Origin of the sequence: Sphingobium anseongense (assembly GCF_037725245.1) — a bacterium.
In the GTDB taxonomy this organism is placed as follows: domain Bacteria; phylum Pseudomonadota; class Alphaproteobacteria; order Sphingomonadales; family Sphingomonadaceae; genus Sphingobium.
In genome coordinates this window covers 110624-129574 of record NZ_JBBJUL010000003.1, presented here as the reverse complement: position 1 = coordinate 129574, position 18951 = coordinate 110624, and the positions used below count along the sequence as shown (strand labels likewise).

Sequence of the window (18951 nt, the reverse complement as noted above, 5' to 3'; positions counted from 1 at the left end):
AGCAACGCGCCATGGCCATGTCCCAGGATCAGTTCGATCGCATCGCCCGCGACCTGCCCGGTTTCGGCCGCGATCCCGCGTCGGTCCGCAAACGGGTCGAAACGATGGAAGCGCTGCTCGAAGGGCTGTTCGTCATCCCCGGCACCAACCGCCGCGTCGGCCTCGACAGCCTGGTCGGCCTCGTGCCGGTCGTGGGCGACCTCGCCACCGCCGCGATGGGCGCATGGATGGTGTGGGAAGCGCGCAACCTGGGCATGTCGAAATGGCAACTCACGCGCATGGCCGCCAATGTCGGCGTCGACACGCTGGTGGGGGCGATCCCGTTCGCGGGCGACATCTTCGATTTTCTCTACAAATCGAACACGAAGAACCTGCGCCTCATCCGCCGCCATCTTGATCGCCACCATCCGGCAACGGTCATCATCGACGGTTAGGCAGCCGCGAAATCCAGCCCGATGTCGGCCGCCGGCGCCGACTGGGTCAGGCGACCGACGCTGATATAGGTTACGCCGGTCCCGGCTTTCGCCCTGATCGTCTCCAGCGTCACCCCGCCCGACGCTTCGGTCGGCACGCGCCCGTCGACCTTCACCACCGCCGCGCGCAGCGTCGCCACATCCATATTGTCGAGCAGCAGATGCGTCGCCCCGGCGGCCAGCGCCGGTTCGATCTGGTCGATCCGGTCGACCTCGACGATGATCCGCTCGACCCCGGCGGCGACCGCGCGGCGCACCGCTTCGTCAACCGACCCGGCGACCGCGACATGATTGTCCTTGATCATCGCCGCATCCCACAGCCCCATGCGATGATTGGTCGCCCCGCCCATCCGCGTCGCATATTTCTCAAGGACACGCAGTCCCGGTATCGTCTTGCGCGTGTCGAGCAGCGTCGCGCCCGTCCCGGCGATGGCGTCGACATAGGCGCGCGTCATCGTCGCGATCCCGCTCAGATGCTGCACCGTATTGAGCGCCGACCGCTCCGCCGTCAGCATCGCCCGCGCCCGGCCGCGAATCCGCAAGATATCGGTCCCTGCCGCGACCTGGTCACCATCCTCGCGCAGTTGCTCGATCACCACGTCAGGATCGAGCGCCCGGAAAAATGCCACCGCGACAGGCATGCCCGCCAGAGCGACCGCATCGCGCGCATCCATCACGCCTTCGAACATGGCATCGGCGGGAATCACCGCCTCGCTGGTGACGTCGCGCCGGTCTGGCCCCATATCCTCGGCCAGCGTGGACGCGATGAAAGCGGCAAGGTCGAAACCGGGAAGGGAAAAGGTCATGGTCCCCTCCCTAGACGGGCCATGTGGCGCGTCGCAACCTGTTTTGACACTTGACTTAGTCCATGGACTAAGTCCATATATGAGGCATGACGTCCACTATCAATGTCCATGAAGCGAAAACGCATTTTTCCAAGCTTTTGGAGCGCGCGCACGCCGGTGAGGAAATCATCCTCGCCAAGGCAGGAAAGCCCTATGCGAAACTGGTCCCGATCGACGCCACGCGGGACCGTCCCAAGCGTAGGGGCGGCCAATTTGCTGGCCTCTTCAGCGTCGGCGACGAGATTTTCGATCCATTGCCCGAAGACGAACTGCGGCTGTGGGAAGGGCATGGCGATTGAGACTGTTGCTCGATACCCATGTGCTGATCTGGTGGTGGACGGATCGGCGCCTGCTGCCCGACACGATCGATTCGATGATCGAAAGCGGTGCCGACCAGATTTTCGTCAGCAGCGTCAATGCCTGGGAAATCGCGACCAAGGCGCGCTTGGGCAAATTGCCCCAACTGCTACCCTATCTCGATCGCTACGAAGCGGCGGTTGCGGATGCCGACTTCCAGCAACTCAACCTGACGATGCGCCATGGCCTGCGCGCCGGCGCCTATCCGGCGCCGCATCGCGATCCTTTCGATCGTATGCTGGCGGCGCAGGCCGAACTGGAGGGCTTGACCCTGCTGACGCGCGACCCGGCGTTCGACGCTTTCCCTTGCGAAACGCTCTGGCACAAGCCGCTGCTCAGCGATCATCGGCTCGCATATCGCAGCTGACGCACCTCACCGCGCGCCCAGATCCCCCTGCCCCACCGTGGCGCTGGCCATGTCCAGCATCCGGTCTAGGCTCTTCTTCGCGCCCAGCCGCAGCGTTTCGTCCATTTCGATGCGCGGGGTCAGGTCGCGCAGCGCCAGATACAGCTTCTCCATCGTGTTGAGCGCCATATAGGGGCAGATATTGCAGTTGCAGTTGCCGTCCGCGCCCGGCGCGCCGATAAAGGTCTTTTCCGGCACCGCTTTTTCCATCTGGTGGATGATATGCGGCTCGGTCGCGACGATCAGCGTGTCGCCCGGCATCGTCTTGGCAAAGTCCAATATGCCGCTGGTCGACCCGACATAATCGGCATGATCGACGATATAGGGCGGACATTCGGGGTGCGCGGCGACCGGCGCGTCCGGGTGCTGCGCCTTGAGCTTGAGCAGCTCGGTCTCGCTGAACGCCTCATGCACGATGCACACGCCCGGCCACAGCAGCATGTCGCGGCCCAGCTTGCGCTTGAGATAACCGCCCAGATGCTTGTCGGGACCGAAGATGATCTTCTGGTCCTTGGGGATCTGCGACAGGATTTTCTCGGCGGACGAGGATGTGACGATGATGTCGGACAGCGCCTTCACCTCGGCCGAACAGTTGATGTAGCTCAAGGCAATATGGTCGGGATGCGCCTCGCGAAACGCCTTGAACTGGGCGGGCGGGCAACTGTCCTCCAGCGAACAGCCCGCATCCATGTCGGGCAGCACGACGATCTTTTGCGGCGACAATATCTTGGCCGTTTCGGCCATGAAGCGCACGCCGCAAAAGGCGATGACGTCCGCGTCCGTCTCCGCCGCCTTGCGCGACAGCTCCAGAGAGTCGCCGACGAAATCGGACAGGTCCTGAATCTCCGGCTTCTGATAATAATGGCCCAGGATCACGGCGTTGCGCTCCTTGCGCAGCCGGTCGATCTCGGCGCGCAGGTCCAGCCCCTTGGGGATGCCTGTAAGTGCGTTCATTCTACCCTGACTCCTTGACGTCCGCGACGTTCATTGCTTGCGGCCCGCCCTAGCGGCCTTGCCGGTCGTTCGCCAGCACCTCGTTGATCGGCATGGTCACGTCCCACTGATCCCGGCTGCGATTGCCCCGTTCGGGCGGGAAGGTGACGATGACGCGCGCATCGCCCTGCCCCGCCGCCGCGAGCGGCGCTGCCATCAGCTTGCCCAGCGCGGCGCGACCATATTCACGCGCCTGCGCCATGCGTTCGGGCGACCGGGCCGACGTTTCGGCGCGGGCCTGGGCATGAACCGACGCGCGGCGGCTCAATTCCTCGCCCGCCTGGCGCGTGACGAAAACGCCGCCGGTCCGCACCAGCGTGCGCCGGCTTTCATCGACATTGGGGCGGGCGGGCTTCACGTCGGGGGCGTTGACGATCAGGGTGCGGCTGTCGGCGTCCCATTCCAGGTCGCCCGGCCCGATCCTGCCGACGTCGATGAAATAATCGACCGAAAAGGGCATTTTCACCAGCTGGTCGGACGTGAGCAGGCCAAAGCCGCGCACGTCGCGCGCCGTCGCCTGGATCGTGCCTGACAGTTGCGACACTTTAAGGCTGCTCATGCCCGCGATCTTTTCGGCCACCACGGTCGTGACCGCCGATCCATCGTCCGCCACGGTCACGACATAGTCGCGATGATAACGCTGCCAGCCGACCAGCATCGCCGCCGCCCCGATCAGCAGCAACAGCGCGAGCGCGGCGGCGCCGGCATGGCGTTTCAACGCATCTGCCATCTGCCATCCCCGAGCGCGGCAGCGACGCCGCGCCCGTCCAGGTCGATGAGGTGCGCCAGCACCGATCGTCCGGCGGCGCCATGCAGGCGATGGTCGATGCCCTTGTACATCTCCGCCACCATGTCGGGAATCGCGCTCGCGCCATTGCGCGTCAGGAATCGCACGATCTGGCCCTCGCGCTGCTTGCGATGCCCCATCATGCCGCGCACCAGCCGCTGCGGATTGGGCACCGGCTCGCCATGGGCCGGATAATAGACGACGTCCGGCCGGTCGGCCAGCCGCTGCATCGACCGCATATAATCGCTCATGTCGCCATCGGGCGGCGAAATGACGCTGGTCGACCAGCCCATGACATGATCGCCGGTGAACAGCGCCCCTTCCTCCACCAGCGCGAAGCACAGATGGTTGGATGTATGGCCCGGCGTCGCCACCGCCTCCAGCGTCCATTGCGTGCCGGTCACCCGGTCGCCATCGGCCATGATCCGGTCCGGGCGATAGCCGGCGTCGAACGCCGCGTCGGCGCGCGGGCCGTCATCGTCCAGCGTCAGCGGCGCGCAACCGATGATCGGCGCGCCGGTCGCCGCCGCCAGCGGCCTGGCGGCGGGGCTGTGGTCGCGATGGGTATGGGTGCACAGGATCGCGACCACCGTTCGCCCGCCGATCGCCGCCTCTATAGCGTCCAGATGCGCGGGGTCGTCGGGACCGGGATCGATCACGGCAACGTCCTGCGCGCCGACCAGATAGGTCTGGGTGCCGGTGTAGGTGAAGGGCGACGGATTGGGCGCCAGCAACCGGCCCACCAGCGGGGACAGCGGCATCAACAGGCCGGTCGGTATCTCGGCCGGATCGAAGGGAGGTTCCATCCTTCCCATGTGCCCATTTCGCGCTGCATTTCAAGGGCCGCAGCGGGCGCTGTCCTACGGCGGCTCGTGCTGATACACCCTGTCCGCATCGCGCGGGCCACGCCCGAGCGCTGCTGTGACACGCTCGCATGATTATGTCGGCGTCGGGTTCTTTTATATCGCATCGGGTGGGAAATGTGCGAAGTTAAAGCCATGGCACCGGACCTTATCGACCCTTGGGCCAACCATCTCGCGCTCGACCGCCGACGGTCGGTCCACACCGTCCGCGCCTATGTCGCAACCGCCGAACGGCTGGTCGGCTTCCTCCAGCGGCACCGGGGCGAACCGGTCACGGCGGCGATGCTCGCGCGGCTCGACCAGGCCGACCTGCGCGCCTTCCTCGCCGACCGGCGGGGCGATGGCATCGGCAATCTGTCGGCGGCGCGCGAATTGTCCGCCGTCCGTGGCTTCCTCGCCTTTACCGGCGGCGACAATGGCCGCGTGCCCCATCTCAAAGGTCCCAGGGTCAAGCGCGGCCTGCCCCGCCCCATCTCGCCCGACGAAGCGGTGACGCTGGCGCAGGACATTGCCGAAGGCGCGCGCACGCCATGGGTCGGCGCGCGCGACTGGGCGGTGCTGCTGCTGCTCTATGGCGCTGGCCTTCGCATCGGCGAAGCGCTGGGCCTTACCGGCGCGGTGCTGCCGCTCGGGCAAACGCTGCGCGTCACCGGCAAGCGCGGCAAGACGCGCATCGTCCCCCTGCTGCCGCAGCTGCGCGACGCGATCGACGCCTATGTGGCGCTCTGTCCCTATCCCATCGAGCGCGACCAGCCCTTATTTCGCGGTGCCCGTGGCGGCCCGCTCTCCCCCGCGCTCATCCGCCGCGCGGTGCAGGGCGCACGCGGTCGCCTCGGCCTGTCCGACCGCACCACGCCACACGCGCTCCGCCACAGTTTCGCGACTCATCTGCTGGGGCGCGGCGCCGATCTCCGCAGCTTGCAGGAACTGCTCGGCCACGCCAGCCTGTCCTCGACCCAGGTCTATACCCAGGTCGACGCCGCGCACCTGCTCGACGTCTATCGCAACGCTCATCCCAGGGCGTAGCGCCAGGGCGTAGCGAATGACCCGCTCAAACCTCGCGGCCGGCCGCCGGTTTCCAGGTCGCCAGCCGCCAGACATAGGCGATCACCGCGATAACGATGCAGGCGGTCGAGACCGGGCCGATATATTTGTCGATCTGCTGGAAATGATAGCCCAGCAAAAATCCCGCATAGCCAAGCACCAGGTTCCATATCAGCGCGCCTGCCGCCGTCCAGATCAGGAACCGGACATGACCCATGCGAAACAGACCGGCGGGCAACGAGATCATCGTGCGAAAGACCGGCATGAAGCGAAAGATGAAGACGGCCGCCTGACCATATTTGCCAAACAGCCGGTCGATCGCTTCGACATCCTTCCAGTCCATCGTCGCCCATCGGCCATGGCGATCGACCAGAGGCTTCAACCGCTCGAACCCCAGCATCCGCCCGGCGAGATACCAGACATAATTGCCCAATGTCGTCCCGAACGTCCCGGCCATCAGCAGCAACGACATGTCCATCCGTCCCTGACCGACACGAATGCCGCCAATGCCCATGATCAGTTCGGACGGGATCGGCGGAAAGATGTTTTCCAGCACCATCAGGACGAAAATGCCCCAATAGCCGCCGGCGTCGATCAGGTGGACGACCCAATCGGTCACGCGCTCAACCCACGGCCCGCGCCGCAAGGCGGACGTCGATCGCATCCCAGATCATGCCGCCGGTGTCGGTGCCGTCGAAGGCTTCGATCGAAACGATGCCGGTGGGCGACGTCACGTTGATCTCGGTCAGCCACTCGCCGCCGATTACGTCGATGCCGACGAACAGCAATCCGCGCGCCCGAAGCGCCGGTCCCATCGCGGCGCAAATCTCGCGCTCCTTATCGGTCAGTTCGGTCTTCGCCGCCGATCCGCCGACCGCGAGGTTCGATCGAATTTCGCCCGCACCGGGAATGCGGTTGATCGCGCCCGCGACCTCGCCGTCGACCAGCACGATGCGCTTGTCGCCCTGGGCAACGCCGGGAATGAAAGCCTGGACCATGAACGGTTCGACCCACGAAGCCTTGAACAGTTCCACCAGCGCGGACAGATTCGCGCCCTCCCGCCCGACATGAAAGACGGCGTTGCCCGCATTGCCGTACAGCGGCTTGATCACGATCTCGCCATGCTGGGCCAGGAACGACCGCACCTCGGCAATGTCCCGCGTGATCATGGTCGGCGGCATGAACCGGGCATAATCCAGTACAAACAGCTTTTCGGGCGCGTTGCGCACCGACCCCGGATCATTGACGACCAGCGTCTCGTCCTGCACCCGCTCCAGCAGGTGGGTGGCGGTGATGTAGCTGAGGTCGAACGGCGGATCCTGCCGCATCAGCACGACATCGACATCGCGGCCAAGGTCCAGCATCTCGGCCTCTCCCAGCGCGTAATGATCGCCCGCCACCTTCTGCACCCTGACCGGCCGCGCCTTCGCCAGCACCCGCCCGTCGCGAAAGGTCAGGTCGGGCGCCAGATAATGATAGAGGCGATGCCCCCGCTTCTGCGCCGCCAGCATGATGTGAAAGGTCGAATCGCCACCGATGTTGATACTCTCCATCGGGTCCATCTGCACGGCGACGGTCAGGGGATTGAGTTGCGTCATGGGTGCAAGGCTCTTTCTAATGGGGAGGGGCCCTCAGCCCCCGTGCCAGACGTTGGTCAAATGGCGAGGCGCGCGACCGGGCGCAAGGAGGATCACGTCGATTCGCATATCGTCCCCCGGCCGGGCAAGGTCGTGCCACAATATTTCGGCCGCCGCCGCGACCCGCGCCAGCCGCCTTTCGTCGATCGCCAGGTCAAGCTCTGCGGTGGTCGCCCGCGCCTTGACCTCGACAAAGGCGATCATGGCGCCGCGTCGCGCCACCAGATCGATTTCGCCCAACGGCGTCCGCGCGCGCCGGGCAAGGATATGCCAGCCCTTGAGCCGCAGCCACCAGCCGGCGATCCGCTCGGCCTGCCGTCCGCGCTTCTCCGCCGCTTGCCGGCTCACTCCTTGAGTTCCGTGGCGCGGTCGTAGAGCGTGCGCCGATCCAGCCCCAACTTCTTGGCCACCTCGCCTGCCGCCTTCGACACCGACAGCCGCGTCAGCGCCTCGCGCAGCGCCGCGTCGGCATCCTCTGCGCTTGCCACAGGCGCTTGTCCGGGCGGACCGACGATGACCACGATTTCGCCCTTGGGTGGCGCATCGGCATAACGATCGGACAGCGCCGACAACGTGCCCGTCACCGTTTCCTCGAACGTCTTGCTGATTTCGCGACACACCGCGGCATCGCGGTCGCCCAGCCCCTGCGCCATGGCGGCCAGGCTGTCGGACAGGCGCGGCCCGCTTTCGTAAAAGATCAGGCTCGCGCGCAACCCCGCGATTTCGGCCAGTGTGTCGCCCCGCGCCTTGGCCTTGGCGGGCAGGAAACCCATGAACAGGAAACGGTCGGTCGGCAGCCCCGACAGGGTCAGCGCGGCGATCGCGGCGCTTGGTCCTGGCAACGTCGTCACCTGCCGCCCCGCCACCCGCGCGTCGCGTACCAGCTTGTAGCCGGGATCGGAAATCAGCGGCGTTCCCGCATCCGACAGCAACGCCACCGATTCACCCGCCATTCGCTCGATCAACCGCGCGCGCAGGGCATCCGAACTATGGTCATGATAGGGGACCATCGGCCGGTCGGACCCGGCATGACGCAGCAAACGGGCGCTGACGCGCGTATCTTCAACGGCGACCACGTCGGCGCGGCGCAATATGTCGGCCGCCCGTGGGCTGAGGTCAGCGAGGTTGCCGATCGGACCGGCGACGATATATAGGCCGGGATCAAGCCCAGAGGCGGATGCTGTTTCCATAAGGATGCCAGATGACAGAGACGGATGCCCCCCGGCAAGCGAACATGTTCGCCTTCTTCAAGCGCCGTGCACGCATCGCCTTCGCCGCGACCGCACTGTTGGTCGCCGCCTGCCAGTCGATAGTGCCCAAGGGACCGACCACGCCGACGCCGGCCGGCCCCACCCAACCGAGCGGCTCCGACCTGACATCCGGCCTGCCCACTGACACCGCGCGCCATCGCGTCGCTTTGCTGGTGCCGATGACCGGGACCAATGCCGGGGTCGGCCAATCGATTGCCAATGCAACAACGCTGGCGCTGATGGATACCAAGGCGGACAAGCTTCGCATCACCACCTACGATACCAATCTGGGCGCGGCGGCGGCGGTCAACAAGGCGCTGGCCGATGGCAACCGCCTGATCCTGGGACCGCTCCTTTCCGAAGATGCTCGCGTGATCGGTCCGATCGCGGCCCGCGCGAACGTGCCGGTCATCAGCTTTTCCAACGATATGAGCGTCGCTGGCAGCGGCGTTTTCCTGCTGGGCTACAGCCCCAACCAATCGATCGAGCGCGTGGTCGACTTTGCGCGCGCAAAGGGGCTGTCGCGCTTCGGCGCGCTGGTGCCGCGCGGCACCTATGGCGAACGATCGGGCACGGCGCTGCTGCGGGCCGTCGAACAGGCGGGCGGCACGGTCGTATCGATGCAGACGTTCGACCGGACGATGGGGTCGATGACGGCGGCGGTAAGGAAATTGCACGAATCGTCCAGCTACGACGCGCTGTTGATCGCCGATGCCGGGCGGGTCGCGGTGCAACTCGCCCCGATCGTGCGCAAGAATGGCGGCGCAAGCGCGCGGCTGCTGGGGACGGAATTGTGGAACACCGAAAATGCGCTGGCCGCCAATCCCGCATTGCGCGGGGCATGGTTCGCCAGCGTGTCGGACGCCTTCTATCGCCAGCTCGCGACCAAATATCGCGCCCGTTATGGCAAGGACCCGTTCCGCCTCTCCTCGCTGGGCTATGACGCAGTGCTGCTGACCGTGCGGATCGCGCGCGACTGGAAGCCTGGGTCCGCCTTCCCGACCGCGCGACTGCGCGATGCGGGCGGCTACACGGGGATTGACGGCGCGTTCCGGTTCAACCGGAGCGGCGTCGCGGAACGGATGCTGGAAGTGTCGGAAATCGGCGCGGGCAGCGTCGTCGTCGTCGACCCCGCACCGCGCAGCTTTGGTGAATGAACGCTATTTGAGGCGCAGCGGCAGGCCGGCGGCAACAAACTCAACCTGCGCGCAGGCTGCCGCGACCGCCTGGTTGATGCGCCCCGCCACGTCGCGAAAACGTCGGGCGAGCGCATTGTCTGGAACGATGCCCAGGCCCACTTCATTGGAAACCAGGATCAGCGGGCCACGCGCCGCCGCGACGGCCCGCGCCAGACGATCGGTTTCCACATCCACGTCCCGCTCGGCGAAGATCAGGTTGGAAGCCCATAAGGTCAGGCAGTCGACGAGCATCACCCGGCCGGGTTGGCAATCGGCGGCGATCGCCCCGGCCAGGTCGACGGGCGCTTCAATCGTGCGCCAGCTTGCATCGCGGTCGGCCTGATGCCGGGCGATGCGCTCGGCCATTTCATCATCGAACGGCTGCGCTGTGGCGACGAACAATCGCTCGCTCGCGCTTGCCTCGGCGCGCGCCTGCGCATGGCGGCTCTTGCCAGATCGCGCGCCCCCCAGAACCAGCAGACTATTTTCGACAGATAGCGTCATATGGACTTGTTCTTCGCAGTGCAGCGCGCGACAGACAATCGGATTCATGGCGAGGACGATCGAGTTGCAGCATTTTGCGGGACATGGCGGACGGCTTGGCGCGGCGCGCTTGCAGTTCCCCGACGCGGCTCGACCATGGATCGACCTGTCCACCGGGATCAACCCCCACGCCTGGTCGGGTGCGAATGACATCGCGATCGATTGGCGCGCCCTGCCCGATGAAGGGGACTTGCGCGCGCTGGAAGCAACGGCGGCGCATTATTTCGGCGCGGACCCGGCCCATGTCTGCGCGCTGCCGGGGTCGGAGGTCGGGTTGCGACTGCTGGGTGCGATGTTGCCGGGCGGCCATGTCGCGCCTGCCTATCCGACCCATGCCGCCGCCTTTCCCGATCTTGGCGCCAGGCCCGGACGCAGCCTGATCCTGGCCAATCCCAACAATCCCGACGGTCGGCTGCGGCGCGCCGGCACGCTGGTTGAGGATCTGGATAGCTCGGACGGTTGGCTGATCGTCGATGAAGCCTTTGCCGATGCCATTTCCGGCGAAAGTTTGGCCGGCCATGTCGGCGACGGCCGGCGGCTGATCGTCCTTCGTTCGTTCGGCAAGTTTTTCGGGCTGGCGGGGCTGCGATTGGGCTTCCTGATCGCCCCGCGGGACATCGTTGCGGACATGCGGGCGCGGCTTGGAAGCTGGCCTGTGTCGACCGCAGCGCAGGCGATCGGCGCGGCCGCCTATGCCGACACGATGTGGATCGCGGCGATGCGCGACAGGCTGGCTGGCGAAGCGGCGGCGCTGGACGCGCTGCTCGCGCGGCACGGATTGCGCGCGCGGGGCGCCTGCCCGTTGTTTCGCCTGATCGAAACCCCCGGCGCCGGCGCCCTGTTCGAACGGCTGGCGATGCGCGGCATCCTGACCCGACCCTTCGCCTACGCGCCGGACTGGCTGCGCCTCGGCCTGCCTGCCGATGACGCCGCGCGCGAACGACTGGATGCGGCGCTGGCACATGGCTGAACCGGTTGCGCTCGCCGCGCTGATGATCGACGCGGCGGTCGGTTGGCCGGTCTGGCTCTACCGTCGCGTGGGCCATCCGGTCGGCAGCTTCGCGCGCATCATCGACGGGTGCGAACGCCGCTGGAACGACCATTGCCGCTCGGCGGGCGCGCGACGCCTGCTGGGCGTTGGGACCGTCCTGGCGCTGATCGCCCTGGCCAGCGGCGCGGGCTGGATATTGACGGTCGCCGCCGGGGGCTTCTGGCCCCTGCTCGCGCTGTTTGCCTGGCCGGGCCTCGCCCAGCGCAGCCTGCATGACCATGTGCTGCCGGTCGCACGGGCGCTGGAAACCGGCGACCTGCCAGCCGCGCGGCAGGCGGTGGCGCTGATCGTCGGGCGCGACGTGTCGTCGCTCGATGAAGCCGGGGTCGCGCGGGCGGCGATCGAAAGCCTGAGCGAGAGTTTTTGCGACGGCATCGCCGCACCGCTCTTCTGGCTGCTCGTCGCGGGGCTGCCCGGCCTGTGGGTCTACAAGGGGATCAACACCGCCGACAGCCTGATCGGTCATCGCGAGGAACGCTGGCGCGCGTTCGGATGGGCGGCAGCGCGGACCGACGACCTGTTGAACCTGATCCCGGCGCGTATCGGCGGGCTGCTGATCTGCATTGCCGGCATGGGCGGCTTCGAAATCATGCTGCGCGACGCCCGACGGCATGCGTCGCCCAATGCCGGCTGGACCGAAAGCGCGATGGCGGGCGCGCTTGGCCTGCGCCTGGCCGGGCCGGTCGCCTATGACGGACTGTGGCATGACAAGGGCTGGATAGGCGACGGCCGCGCCGGCGCGACCGCCGCCGATATCCGGCGCGCGCTGTCAATCTATCGCCGCGCCTGTCTCCTGCTATGGGCCATTGCCGGGGGAATCGCATGGGCGCTTTGATGTTTCAGGGCACGGGGTCCGACGTCGGCAAGTCGGTTCTGGTCGCGGGGCTGTGCCGGGCATTGGCCAACCGGGGCCTGTCCGTCCTGCCGTTCAAGCCACAGAATATGTCGAACAACGCCGCCGTGACGCAGGATGGCGGCGAAATCGGTCGCGCCCAGGCTTTACAGGCGATCGCCTGCCGCGTCGCTCCGCACAGCGACATGAACCCCGTGCTGCTCAAGCCCCAGGCCGACAGTTCCTCCCAATTGATCGTTCACGGCAAGGTGCGCGGGACGATGGGCCGCAATTTCCGCGAGGCGCGTCGCCCGCTGCTCAAGGAAGTGCTCGAAAGCTATGCCCGGCTGCGGGCACGGTGCGACATCGTCGTTGTCGAAGGCGCCGGATCGCCGGCGGAAATCAACCTGCGTGCCGGCGACATCGCCAATATGGGCTTTGCCCGCGCGGCGCATGTGCCGGTGCTGCTGATCGGCGATATCGACAGGGGCGGCGTGATCGCGGCGGTGGTCGGCACCCGCACGGTGATCGACCCCGGCGATGCCGCGATGATCCACGGTTTCATCATCAACAAGTTTCGCGGCGATCCGGCGCTGTTCGAGGACGGCTATGCACAGATAGAGGCGCTGTCGGGCTGGCGCGGTTTCGGCGTGGTGCCATGGCTCGCGGCGACCGCCCGCCTGCCGAGCGAGGACGCGGTGGTGCTGGAGCGGCCCACGGAACAGCCAGGCGACAGGATCGTGATCGCCAGCCCGATCCTGCCGCGCATCGCCAATTTCGACGATCTCGATCCGCTGAAGCTCGAACCGGCCGTCGACCTTGTGATGGTGCCACCCGGCCAGCCGATCCCGGCAAGCGCGGCCCTGATCATATTGCCGGGGTCAAAGGCGACGATTGCCGACATGGGCTTCATGCGCGCACAGGGGTGGGACATCGACATCCTTGCCCATCACCGGCGCGGCGGCCTGGTTCTGGGGATCTGCGGCGGCTATCAGATGCTGGGGCGAACCATATCCGATCCCCACGGGATCGAGGGTAACGCAGACGGCATCGCGGGCCTGGGGCTGCTGGATGTCGATACCGTGCTTGAACCGGTCAAGGCGCTGCGCGCGGTGCGGGGCCGCGCGCTGGACGCAAACCTCTCGGGCTATGAAATGCATATGGGCGTGACGAGCACCGCGAATCACCCCTTCGTCACTTTGGAAGACGGTCGCGTGGACGGCGCTGTCTCGACTGACGGCCGCCTGATGGGCAGCTATGTCCACGGCCTGCTCGCCAGCGCGGATATGCGCCGGGCGCTGCTGGCACGGCTGGGCGCACAGGCCGGCGGCGCGGACTATGCCGCGTCCATCGACCGCGCCCTGGACGACATCGCCGCCGCGCTGGAACAGCATCTGGACATAGATGCGATGCTGGCGCTGTCGGCGACGGCGGGCGCTTAAATCCGCCGCGACGGCACGATCATCGGCACACCGTCACGCGCTTCGACCAGCGCATATATGCCATAGACCGCGGCCAGCGCTTCGGCCGTCAGCACGTCCATCGGCGCGCCGTCGGCAACCAGGCGGCCGCCATCGAGCAGCAACAACCGGTCGCAATAGCGCGCGGCCATTGTCAGGTCGTGCAGCACGGTGACGACCAGCGCCCCGCCCCGCGCTTCCCGCGCGAGCATGTCCATCACGTCGATCTGATGCCCCGGATCAAGCGCCGCGAGCGGCTCGTCGGCGACCAGCGCGGGTGCGCCCACCGCGAGCGCACGGGCAAGGAGGACGCGGGCGCGCTCGCCGCCCGACAATTCGGTGGCGACCCGGCCCTTGAGATGCGCGACGTCGGCCCGCGCCATCGCTTCATCGACAATAGCCGCATCGGTCGCCGTCAGCCGCGACATCGGTCCCAGATGCGGCAGCCGGCCCAACGCCACCAGACGTTCGACCGCGAGCGGCCAGTGCAGCGTCTGGCCCTGTGGCAGATACGCGATACTGCGGGCGATAGCGCGCCGGTCCATGCGCCCGGCGTCCTGCCCGTCAATCGTTACGCACCCCGCCTGCGCCGGCAACAGGCCGAGCATCGCCCGGATCAGCGTCGACTTGCCCGCGCCATTGGGACCGATGATGCCGATCAGGCTGCCGGGTTCGAGCGCGACATCGACATCGGACAGCGCCGCGTGACGGCCCAGGCGAACCGAAAGATTCTTCGCGCGCAGGCTTACCATAGCCGCCGCTCCCGCATCAGATGGACGAGGAAGACAGGCACACCCAGAAAGGCGGTCAGCACGCCAAGCTTTAGCTCGTTATTGGTCGGGATCAGCCGGACGCCGATATCCGCCAGCGTCAGCAGCGCCGCGCCGCCAAGCATCGACGGGAGCAGGATCGCCGATGGCGAACGGTCGGTCAACGGGCGGACCAGATGCGGCACGATCAACCCGACAAAACCGATCGAGCCCGACACGGCAACCGCGCCGCCCACGCCGATGGCGACGCCCAGCAGCAGGCGGATCCGCGCCGCCGACAGGTTGACGCCCAGTGCCTGCGCCCCTTCCTCCCCCAACGTCAGCGCATCGAGCGTGCGCCCGTCGGCGAGCAGGATCGCCGCGCCGATCGCCACGCAGGGCAGCGCCAGCAAGACATGAGGATAGCTGCGATTTTCGACCGATCCCAAAAGCCAGCTCATGATCTCCATCGCCGCGAACGGATTGGGCGAGAGGTTGAGCGCCAGGCTGATCCCCGCGCCCGCGATGGTCGATACGGCGATGCCCGCGAGGATCAGCGTCAACGGGCTTTCCGATGGACCCGCAAGCAGGAACAGCAGCGCCAGCGCGATCAGCCCGGCCAGGATCGCCAGCGCCGGCAGGGCCGCCGGATGCCAGGCGGCAAGGCCGAAATAGAGCGCGCCGACAGCCCCGAGTGCGGCCGCATTGGACGCACCCAGTACCGATGGTTCGGCAAGCGGATTGCGCAGATAGCCTTGCAACGCGGCTCCTGCGAGGCCCAGCATCGCGCCGACGAGCAGGCCCAGCAGCAGCCGCGGCAGGCGCAGGTCGACCAGGATCGCAGTCGCGACCTCGTCACCATGGCCGACCAGCGCGGCGACGATTCGCGCGGGCGACAGCGGCACCGCGCCCAGCGCCAGCGAACCGATGGCGGCGAACAGGATCAGCGCGATGAGCAGGGGGATGAGCAGCGGATGGCGGCGCGCGGTCATGGCTTGCGCGTGCCATCGCGGCTGCCTAGTGCCGACCCATGCGATTGCGATCCTGCTTCCTTGCGTTCGGCGCGTTCGGCCTGATCGGCGCCGCTGCGCCCCAATCCCCGCCGCGCCGGATCGTCTCGCTCAACCTGTGCAGCGATCAATATGTCATGGCGCTGGCCGACCCCGGCCAGATCGCGGCGCTCAGCCACAACGCGCGCGACCCCGATCTGTCGGCGGGCGCGACCCAGGCGATGCGCCTGCCGATCCTGCGCGATGCGCGTGAGGAGGTGCTGGCGATCCGCCCCGACCTGCTGATCGGCTATCCCGACGGGGCGGGCGGCATCGTCAACGCGCCGCGCACGCTGCGCACCCGGATGCTGGGCCTGGAAAGCGCCGAAAATCATGCCGCCATCGTCGCTCAGATCCGGCAGGTGGCGGCGGCGGTCGGCCATCGCGCGCGCGGGGAGGCGCTGATCGCGCGGATCGATCGCGATCTTGCCGGCTTGCGCCCGCTGCCCGACGCCGGAGTCGCGGCCTATTATCAGCGACGCGGATACATGACCGGTACGGGCACATTGGTGGACGAATTGATGGGTCGGGTGGGCCTGATCAACCTTGCGGCGCGCCTTGGCAAGCCGGGCCTGGCGCAGATTCCCCTCGAACAAATGGTCGCGGCCCGCCCCGACTGGCTGATCATCGAAAGCGCGACGCAGAAGGTCGTCGATCAGGGCACGGAAATGCTGCATCATCCGGCGCTGGACGCGATCCCGCGCCTGTCGTTGCCGCAGGCGTGGACGGTCTGCGGCGGTCCGAGCTATGTTACCGCCGCACGCAGCCTGATCGCGCAGATGCGCGTGCTTCGCCGTCAGGCGAGTCGAGGCGCGCCGGGCAGGCACTAGAATTCGATCCCCGCCTGCGCCTTAACCCCCTGTTCGCGGAACGGATGCTTCACCAACGTCATCTCCGTCACCAGATCGGCCGCGTCGATCAGCGCCTGGGGCGCGTTGCGGCCGGTGATGACCACATGCTTCATCGCCGGCCGCCGCGCCAGAGCGTCCAGCACCTCATCGACCGGCAGGTAATCGTAGCGCAGCACGATATTGAGTTCGTCGGCGATCACCATGTCATAGGCCGGGTCGGTGATCATCCGCCTGACTTCCTCCCACGCGGTGCGCGTGACCGCGATGTCGCGAGCGCGATCCTGCGTGTCCCAGGTAAAGCCTTCGCCCATCGGCTTGAACTCTACCGAATGGGGAAAGGCGTCGAATATCGCCTTTTCCCCCGTGCTCATCGCTCCCTTGATGAACTGGACGATACCGACGCGCTGGCCATGGCCCATGGCGCGGATGGCAAGGCCCAGCGCGGCGGTGGTCTTGCCCTTGCCCGTGCCGGTGTGGACCATCACCAGCCCCTTTTCGACCGTCTTGGCCGCGACGATCCGGTTGTGCGCCGCCTGGAGCTTTCGCATCCGGGCGGCGTGAACCTGCTGGTCGTCCTGTGTCCTAGAAACGGACACGCACGCCGCCATAGGCCGACCGACCGTAGGTACCGTACCCAAAGGCAGTCTCATAGGATTCGTCGAACAGATTATCGACGCGGCCATACACTTCCAGATGGTCACCGATCGGGAAGGAGGCGCGGACGCCGGCCAGCGCATAGCCGTCCAGGCGGCGGGTGTTTGCAGGATTGTCGAAGCTGTCGCCGACAATCGTCACGGTCGCGCCGGTCGACAGGCCAAAGCTCCACACATAGTCGACCGAAGCGCTGACCGCGTCGGCGGCGCGACGCGGCAGGCGATTGCCATAGTTGAACGATCCTGCGGACCGGTCGCGCGCGTCGATATAGCTGTAGCTGGCGGTCAGCGTCAGCGCGTCCACCGGGCGAAGCGTCATCGTCGCTTCCACGCCCTTGGCGCGGGTGCGGTCGATATTGTTATAGCCGCCGAACAGACCGATAGTGACGTCATAGTTGATCTGGTCGCGCGTATCGCGGCGGAAAGCGGTCACCGACACCTGCGCCCGGCCGTCGATCAGGCTGTGGTCGATGCCGATGTCGTAGCTTCTGGACCGTTCGGGGCCTAAGTCCCTGTTGCCATAGCTCGGGTCGTAAAGCTGAAACAGCGACGGCGCCTTGAACCCTTCGCCATAAGCGACGCGCAGATTGGTCACGCCGCCATTGGGGCTGTAATTGGCGTTCGCGCCAAAAGTGGTCGCACCGCCGAACTGGCTGTGGTCGTCGTGGCGCACGCCGCCGGTCACCGACAGGCCGTCGAAGGGCTGCACGATGGCGAGGATGTGGACGCTGTCGATATTGGCCTTGGCCGCAGTCACGCCGAACGCATCGAAATAGTCGTAATCGGGCCGTTCATGCTCGTAACCGAACAGCAGCTTGGCGGATTCGACCGGTGCATACACACCCTCATAATCGAAGCGCAGGGTGGTGCCCTCATAGCCATAGTCGGCATCGGTATCGCGCGCCGTATAGCTTTTGCGGTCGTTGCGGAACCAGGTCACCGCCGCGCGATGCTTCAGGCGACCGTCGAGCATGGCGAGGTTGACGCCGGCATAGCCGACATATTGGTCGCCGCGCACATATTCGGGCGTGTCGGCCAGCGCATAGGTGGGCGCGGGGAAACCGTCGATGTCATTTTCCGAATGGATGTAATAGCCGCGCAGGTCGATGCTGAGCGCTTCGCTGAGCGCCAGCTTCAGCCGCGCGTTAAGCGTCAGATTTTCGTAGCCGTCGCGTTCGCTGCCCCCGCGCGAGCGAGCGAAGGACGATATGCCGTCGGTGCGGAAATAGGCTGCCCCGATCCCGCCGGTGGCCATGCCGCTGCCGCCCGAGATATCCGCCTTGGCGTTGAGCGTATCGCTATAGCCATATTCGGCCGAAGCGTTGGCGGCGAAGCCTTCAGCCGGCGTCTGCGTCATCAGATTGATGACCCCGCCGATCGCCTGGCTACCATGCACCACCGAGTTGGAACCGCGCAGGATTTCGATGCGGTGGACGTTGCCGACCAGCAGGTTGCCGAAGTCGAAGCCGTCGCCGATGCCGCTCGGGTCATTGACCTTGACCCCGTCGATCAGCACCAGCGTCTGGGTGGTTTCCGCGCCGCGCAACGACACGCCGGCGACGCCACCAATATTGCCGCTGCGGTTCCAGCGGACGCCGGGCGTTGTCGCGATCAGGTCGGTGACACTGATGTTCTGCCGGGTGCGGATGGTGTCGGCGTCGAGGACGGTGATCGCCTGGCCGACCTCGTCGCGCGACTGGGCGATGCCGGCCGCAGTGACGACGATGTCATCCTCGACGGCCTGTGATTGTGCGATGGCGGGCGCGGCGGTGAGCAGCGCGATGAACGAAATTCCGGTCTTCAACATGAATATTGCCCCCTTGGCGTCCCGAGCGAACAGGACGGGGGCGTACCGCGCGAACGGTCGACGCGCATGCGACGGACGGACACCTATAGGCCCGCCGCATGGGCGACGATGCGGCCCCCGCCG

At 66.6% G+C, this 18951-nt stretch carries 22 protein-coding genes; 9 read left to right on the top strand and 13 right to left on the bottom strand.

Translation table 11 applies throughout. The features are described 5' to 3' along the window. Window positions 1–11 precede the first annotated feature (11 nt). Complete coding sequence (locus WG908_RS05190) at window positions 12–434, top strand: DUF4112 domain-containing protein (RefSeq protein WP_340185513.1); 423 nt, start codon at window positions 12–14, stop codon at window positions 432–434. On the opposite strand, the gene nadC is transcribed toward WG908_RS05190, so the two are convergent. Next, window positions 431–1279: a carboxylating nicotinate-nucleotide diphosphorylase gene (gene nadC / locus WG908_RS05185; RefSeq protein WP_340185512.1), complete on the bottom strand. Its 849-nt coding sequence runs from the start codon at window positions 1277–1279 to the stop codon at window positions 431–433. The two genes, WG908_RS05190 and nadC, sit on opposite strands and share 4 nt — an antisense overlap. A gap of 86 nt (window positions 1280–1365) precedes the next feature. Between nadC and WG908_RS05180 the strand changes: the two genes are divergently transcribed. Both WG908_RS05180 and WG908_RS05175 read left to right on the top strand, forming a co-directional pair. After that, on the top strand, window positions 1366–1617 hold the full coding sequence (locus tag WG908_RS05180) for a type II toxin-antitoxin system Phd/YefM family antitoxin (protein ID WP_340185511.1): 252 nt from the start codon (window positions 1366–1368) through the stop codon (window positions 1615–1617). Beyond that, window positions 1614–2042, top strand: a complete 429-nt coding sequence (locus WG908_RS05175; protein ID WP_340185510.1) for a type II toxin-antitoxin system VapC family toxin — start codon at window positions 1614–1616, stop codon at window positions 2040–2042. Before WG908_RS05180 ends, WG908_RS05175 begins: the two co-directional genes overlap by 4 nt. A gap of 6 nt (window positions 2043–2048) precedes the next feature. On the opposite strand, the gene nadA is transcribed toward WG908_RS05175, so the two are convergent. Genes nadA through WG908_RS05160 form a run of 3 tightly spaced genes read right to left on the bottom strand, consistent with a single transcriptional unit; the run spans window position 2049 to window position 4667 of the window. Then, window positions 2049–3035, bottom strand: coding sequence for a quinolinate synthase NadA (gene nadA, locus WG908_RS05170; protein ID WP_340185509.1), 987 nt, complete (start codon window positions 3033–3035; stop codon window positions 2049–2051). 49 nt (window positions 3036–3084) lie between these two features. Continuing rightward, window positions 3085–3804, bottom strand: coding sequence for a DUF4230 domain-containing protein (locus WG908_RS05165; protein ID WP_340185508.1), 720 nt, complete (start codon window positions 3802–3804; stop codon window positions 3085–3087). Next, window positions 3789–4667: an MBL fold metallo-hydrolase gene (locus WG908_RS05160; protein ID WP_340185507.1), complete on the bottom strand. Its 879-nt coding sequence runs from the start codon at window positions 4665–4667 to the stop codon at window positions 3789–3791. Before WG908_RS05160 ends, WG908_RS05165 begins: the two co-directional genes overlap by 16 nt. 192 nt (window positions 4668–4859) lie before the next feature. Between WG908_RS05160 and WG908_RS05155 the strand changes: the two genes are divergently transcribed. Next, on the top strand, window positions 4860–5750 hold the full coding sequence (locus WG908_RS05155; RefSeq protein WP_340185506.1) for a tyrosine recombinase XerC: 891 nt from the start codon (window positions 4860–4862) through the stop codon (window positions 5748–5750). A 25-nt stretch (window positions 5751–5775) separates the two neighbouring features. Here WG908_RS05155 and WG908_RS05150 read toward each other — a convergent pair whose 3' ends face one another. From WG908_RS05150 to rsmI, 4 genes are read right to left on the bottom strand one after another with little or no spacing between them, the layout of a single operon-like run. Further along, entirely contained in the window at window positions 5776–6387 is a 612-nt protein-coding gene (locus WG908_RS05150; RefSeq protein ID WP_340185505.1) for a DedA family protein, read from the bottom strand. 4 nt (window positions 6388–6391) lie between these two features. After that, the gene (gshB, locus tag WG908_RS05145) at window positions 6392–7366 is read right to left on the bottom strand and encodes a glutathione synthase (RefSeq protein ID WP_340185504.1); all 975 of its coding nucleotides are present in this window, start codon (window positions 7364–7366) and stop codon (window positions 6392–6394) included. Window positions 7367–7399: 33 nt separating this feature from the next. Beyond that, entirely contained in the window at window positions 7400–7753 is a 354-nt protein-coding gene (locus WG908_RS05140; protein ID WP_340185503.1) for a YraN family protein, read from the bottom strand. After that, complete coding sequence (gene rsmI / locus WG908_RS05135) at window positions 7750–8595, bottom strand: 16S rRNA (cytidine(1402)-2'-O)-methyltransferase (protein ID WP_340185502.1); 846 nt, start codon at window positions 8593–8595, stop codon at window positions 7750–7752. The genes WG908_RS05140 and rsmI overlap by 4 nt, the downstream gene beginning before the upstream one ends. 11 nt (window positions 8596–8606) lie before the next feature. On the opposite strand from rsmI, the gene WG908_RS05130 reads away from it, so the two are divergent. Then, on the top strand, window positions 8607–9812 hold the full coding sequence (locus WG908_RS05130) for a penicillin-binding protein activator (RefSeq protein WP_445326665.1): 1206 nt from the start codon (window positions 8607–8609) through the stop codon (window positions 9810–9812). Between the two features lie 3 nt (window positions 9813–9815). Here the strand turns inward: WG908_RS05130 and cobU are convergent, their stop codons facing one another. Next, window positions 9816–10337: a bifunctional adenosylcobinamide kinase/adenosylcobinamide-phosphate guanylyltransferase gene (gene cobU / locus WG908_RS05125; RefSeq protein WP_340185501.1), complete on the bottom strand. Its 522-nt coding sequence runs from the start codon at window positions 10335–10337 to the stop codon at window positions 9816–9818. Between the two features lie 46 nt (window positions 10338–10383). Here cobU and WG908_RS05120 point away from each other — a divergent pair, with 46 nt between their 5' ends. From WG908_RS05120 to WG908_RS05110, 3 genes are read left to right on the top strand one after another with little or no spacing between them, the layout of a single operon-like run. Continuing rightward, window positions 10384–11346, top strand: a complete 963-nt coding sequence (locus WG908_RS05120; RefSeq protein ID WP_340185500.1) for an aminotransferase class I/II-fold pyridoxal phosphate-dependent enzyme — start codon at window positions 10384–10386, stop codon at window positions 11344–11346. Next, window positions 11339–12262 carry an adenosylcobinamide-phosphate synthase CbiB gene (cbiB, locus tag WG908_RS05115; protein ID WP_340185499.1) on the top strand — a complete coding sequence of 308 codons (924 nt, stop codon included), beginning with the start codon at window positions 11339–11341 and terminating at the stop codon, window positions 12260–12262. The genes WG908_RS05120 and cbiB overlap by 8 nt, the downstream gene beginning before the upstream one ends. Further along, complete coding sequence (locus WG908_RS05110; protein WP_340185498.1) at window positions 12250–13701, top strand: cobyric acid synthase; 1452 nt, start codon at window positions 12250–12252, stop codon at window positions 13699–13701. The genes cbiB and WG908_RS05110 overlap by 13 nt, the downstream gene beginning before the upstream one ends. Here the strand turns inward: WG908_RS05110 and WG908_RS05105 are convergent. Continuing rightward, window positions 13698–14471 (bottom strand): ABC transporter ATP-binding protein, encoded by a 774-nt coding sequence (locus WG908_RS05105; RefSeq protein ID WP_340185497.1) that lies wholly within the window; start codon window positions 14469–14471, stop codon window positions 13698–13700. The genes WG908_RS05110 and WG908_RS05105 overlap by 4 nt on opposite strands. Beyond that, entirely contained in the window at window positions 14465–15460 is a 996-nt protein-coding gene (locus WG908_RS05100) for a FecCD family ABC transporter permease (RefSeq protein ID WP_340185496.1), read from the bottom strand. The genes WG908_RS05105 and WG908_RS05100 overlap by 7 nt, the downstream gene beginning before the upstream one ends. A gap of 38 nt (window positions 15461–15498) precedes the next feature. Here WG908_RS05100 and WG908_RS05095 point away from each other — a divergent pair, with 38 nt between their 5' ends. Further along, on the top strand, window positions 15499–16347 hold the full coding sequence (locus WG908_RS05095) for an ABC transporter substrate-binding protein (RefSeq protein WP_340185495.1): 849 nt from the start codon (window positions 15499–15501) through the stop codon (window positions 16345–16347). Here the strand turns inward: WG908_RS05095 and cobO are convergent. Next, window positions 16344–16964 (bottom strand): cob(I)yrinic acid a,c-diamide adenosyltransferase, encoded by a 621-nt coding sequence (gene cobO / locus WG908_RS05090; protein WP_340185494.1) that lies wholly within the window; start codon window positions 16962–16964, stop codon window positions 16344–16346. The genes WG908_RS05095 and cobO overlap by 4 nt on opposite strands. After that, complete coding sequence (locus tag WG908_RS05085; protein WP_340185493.1) at window positions 16951–18828, bottom strand: TonB-dependent receptor plug domain-containing protein; 1878 nt, start codon at window positions 18826–18828, stop codon at window positions 16951–16953. Before WG908_RS05085 ends, cobO begins: the two co-directional genes overlap by 14 nt. Window positions 18829–18951 lie beyond the last annotated feature (123 nt).

Bases quoted from the DNA above. Each gene is read 5' to 3' on its own strand.
- WG908_RS05190 (WP_340185513.1), top strand. From the start codon at position 12: ATGGCCATGTCCCAGGATCAGTTCGATCGCATCGCCCGCGACCTGCCC.
- nadC (WP_340185512.1), bottom strand. From the start codon at position 1,279: ATGACCTTTTCCCTTCCCGGTTTCGACCTTGCCGCTTTCATCGCGTCC.
- WG908_RS05180 (WP_340185511.1), top strand. From the start codon at position 1,366: ATGACGTCCACTATCAATGTCCATGAAGCGAAAACGCATTTTTCCAAG.
- nadA (WP_340185509.1), bottom strand. From the start codon at position 3,035: ATGAACGCACTTACAGGCATCCCCAAGGGGCTGGACCTGCGCGCCGAG.
- WG908_RS05165 (WP_340185508.1), bottom strand. From the start codon at position 3,804: ATGGCAGATGCGTTGAAACGCCATGCCGGCGCCGCCGCGCTCGCGCTG.
- WG908_RS05160 (WP_340185507.1), bottom strand. From the start codon at position 4,667: ATGGAACCTCCCTTCGATCCGGCCGAGATACCGACCGGCCTGTTGATG.
- WG908_RS05155 (WP_340185506.1), top strand. From the start codon at position 4,860: ATGGCACCGGACCTTATCGACCCTTGGGCCAACCATCTCGCGCTCGAC.
- gshB (WP_340185504.1), bottom strand. From the start codon at position 7,366: ATGACGCAACTCAATCCCCTGACCGTCGCCGTGCAGATGGACCCGATG.
- rsmI (WP_340185502.1), bottom strand. From the start codon at position 8,595: ATGGAAACAGCATCCGCCTCTGGGCTTGATCCCGGCCTATATATCGTC.
- WG908_RS05130 (WP_445326665.1), top strand. From the start codon at position 8,607: ATGACAGAGACGGATGCCCCCCGGCAAGCGAACATGTTCGCCTTCTTC.
- cobU (WP_340185501.1), bottom strand. From the start codon at position 10,337: ATGACGCTATCTGTCGAAAATAGTCTGCTGGTTCTGGGGGGCGCGCGA.
- WG908_RS05120 (WP_340185500.1), top strand. From the start codon at position 10,384: ATGGCGAGGACGATCGAGTTGCAGCATTTTGCGGGACATGGCGGACGG.
- cbiB (WP_340185499.1), top strand. From the start codon at position 11,339: ATGGCTGAACCGGTTGCGCTCGCCGCGCTGATGATCGACGCGGCGGTC.
- WG908_RS05110 (WP_340185498.1), top strand. From the start codon at position 12,250: ATGGGCGCTTTGATGTTTCAGGGCACGGGGTCCGACGTCGGCAAGTCG.
- WG908_RS05105 (WP_340185497.1), bottom strand. From the start codon at position 14,471: ATGGTAAGCCTGCGCGCGAAGAATCTTTCGGTTCGCCTGGGCCGTCAC.
- WG908_RS05100 (WP_340185496.1), bottom strand. From the start codon at position 15,460: ATGACCGCGCGCCGCCATCCGCTGCTCATCCCCCTGCTCATCGCGCTG.
- WG908_RS05095 (WP_340185495.1), top strand. From the start codon at position 15,499: ATGCGATTGCGATCCTGCTTCCTTGCGTTCGGCGCGTTCGGCCTGATC.
- WG908_RS05085 (WP_340185493.1), bottom strand. From the start codon at position 18,828: ATGTTGAAGACCGGAATTTCGTTCATCGCGCTGCTCACCGCCGCGCCC.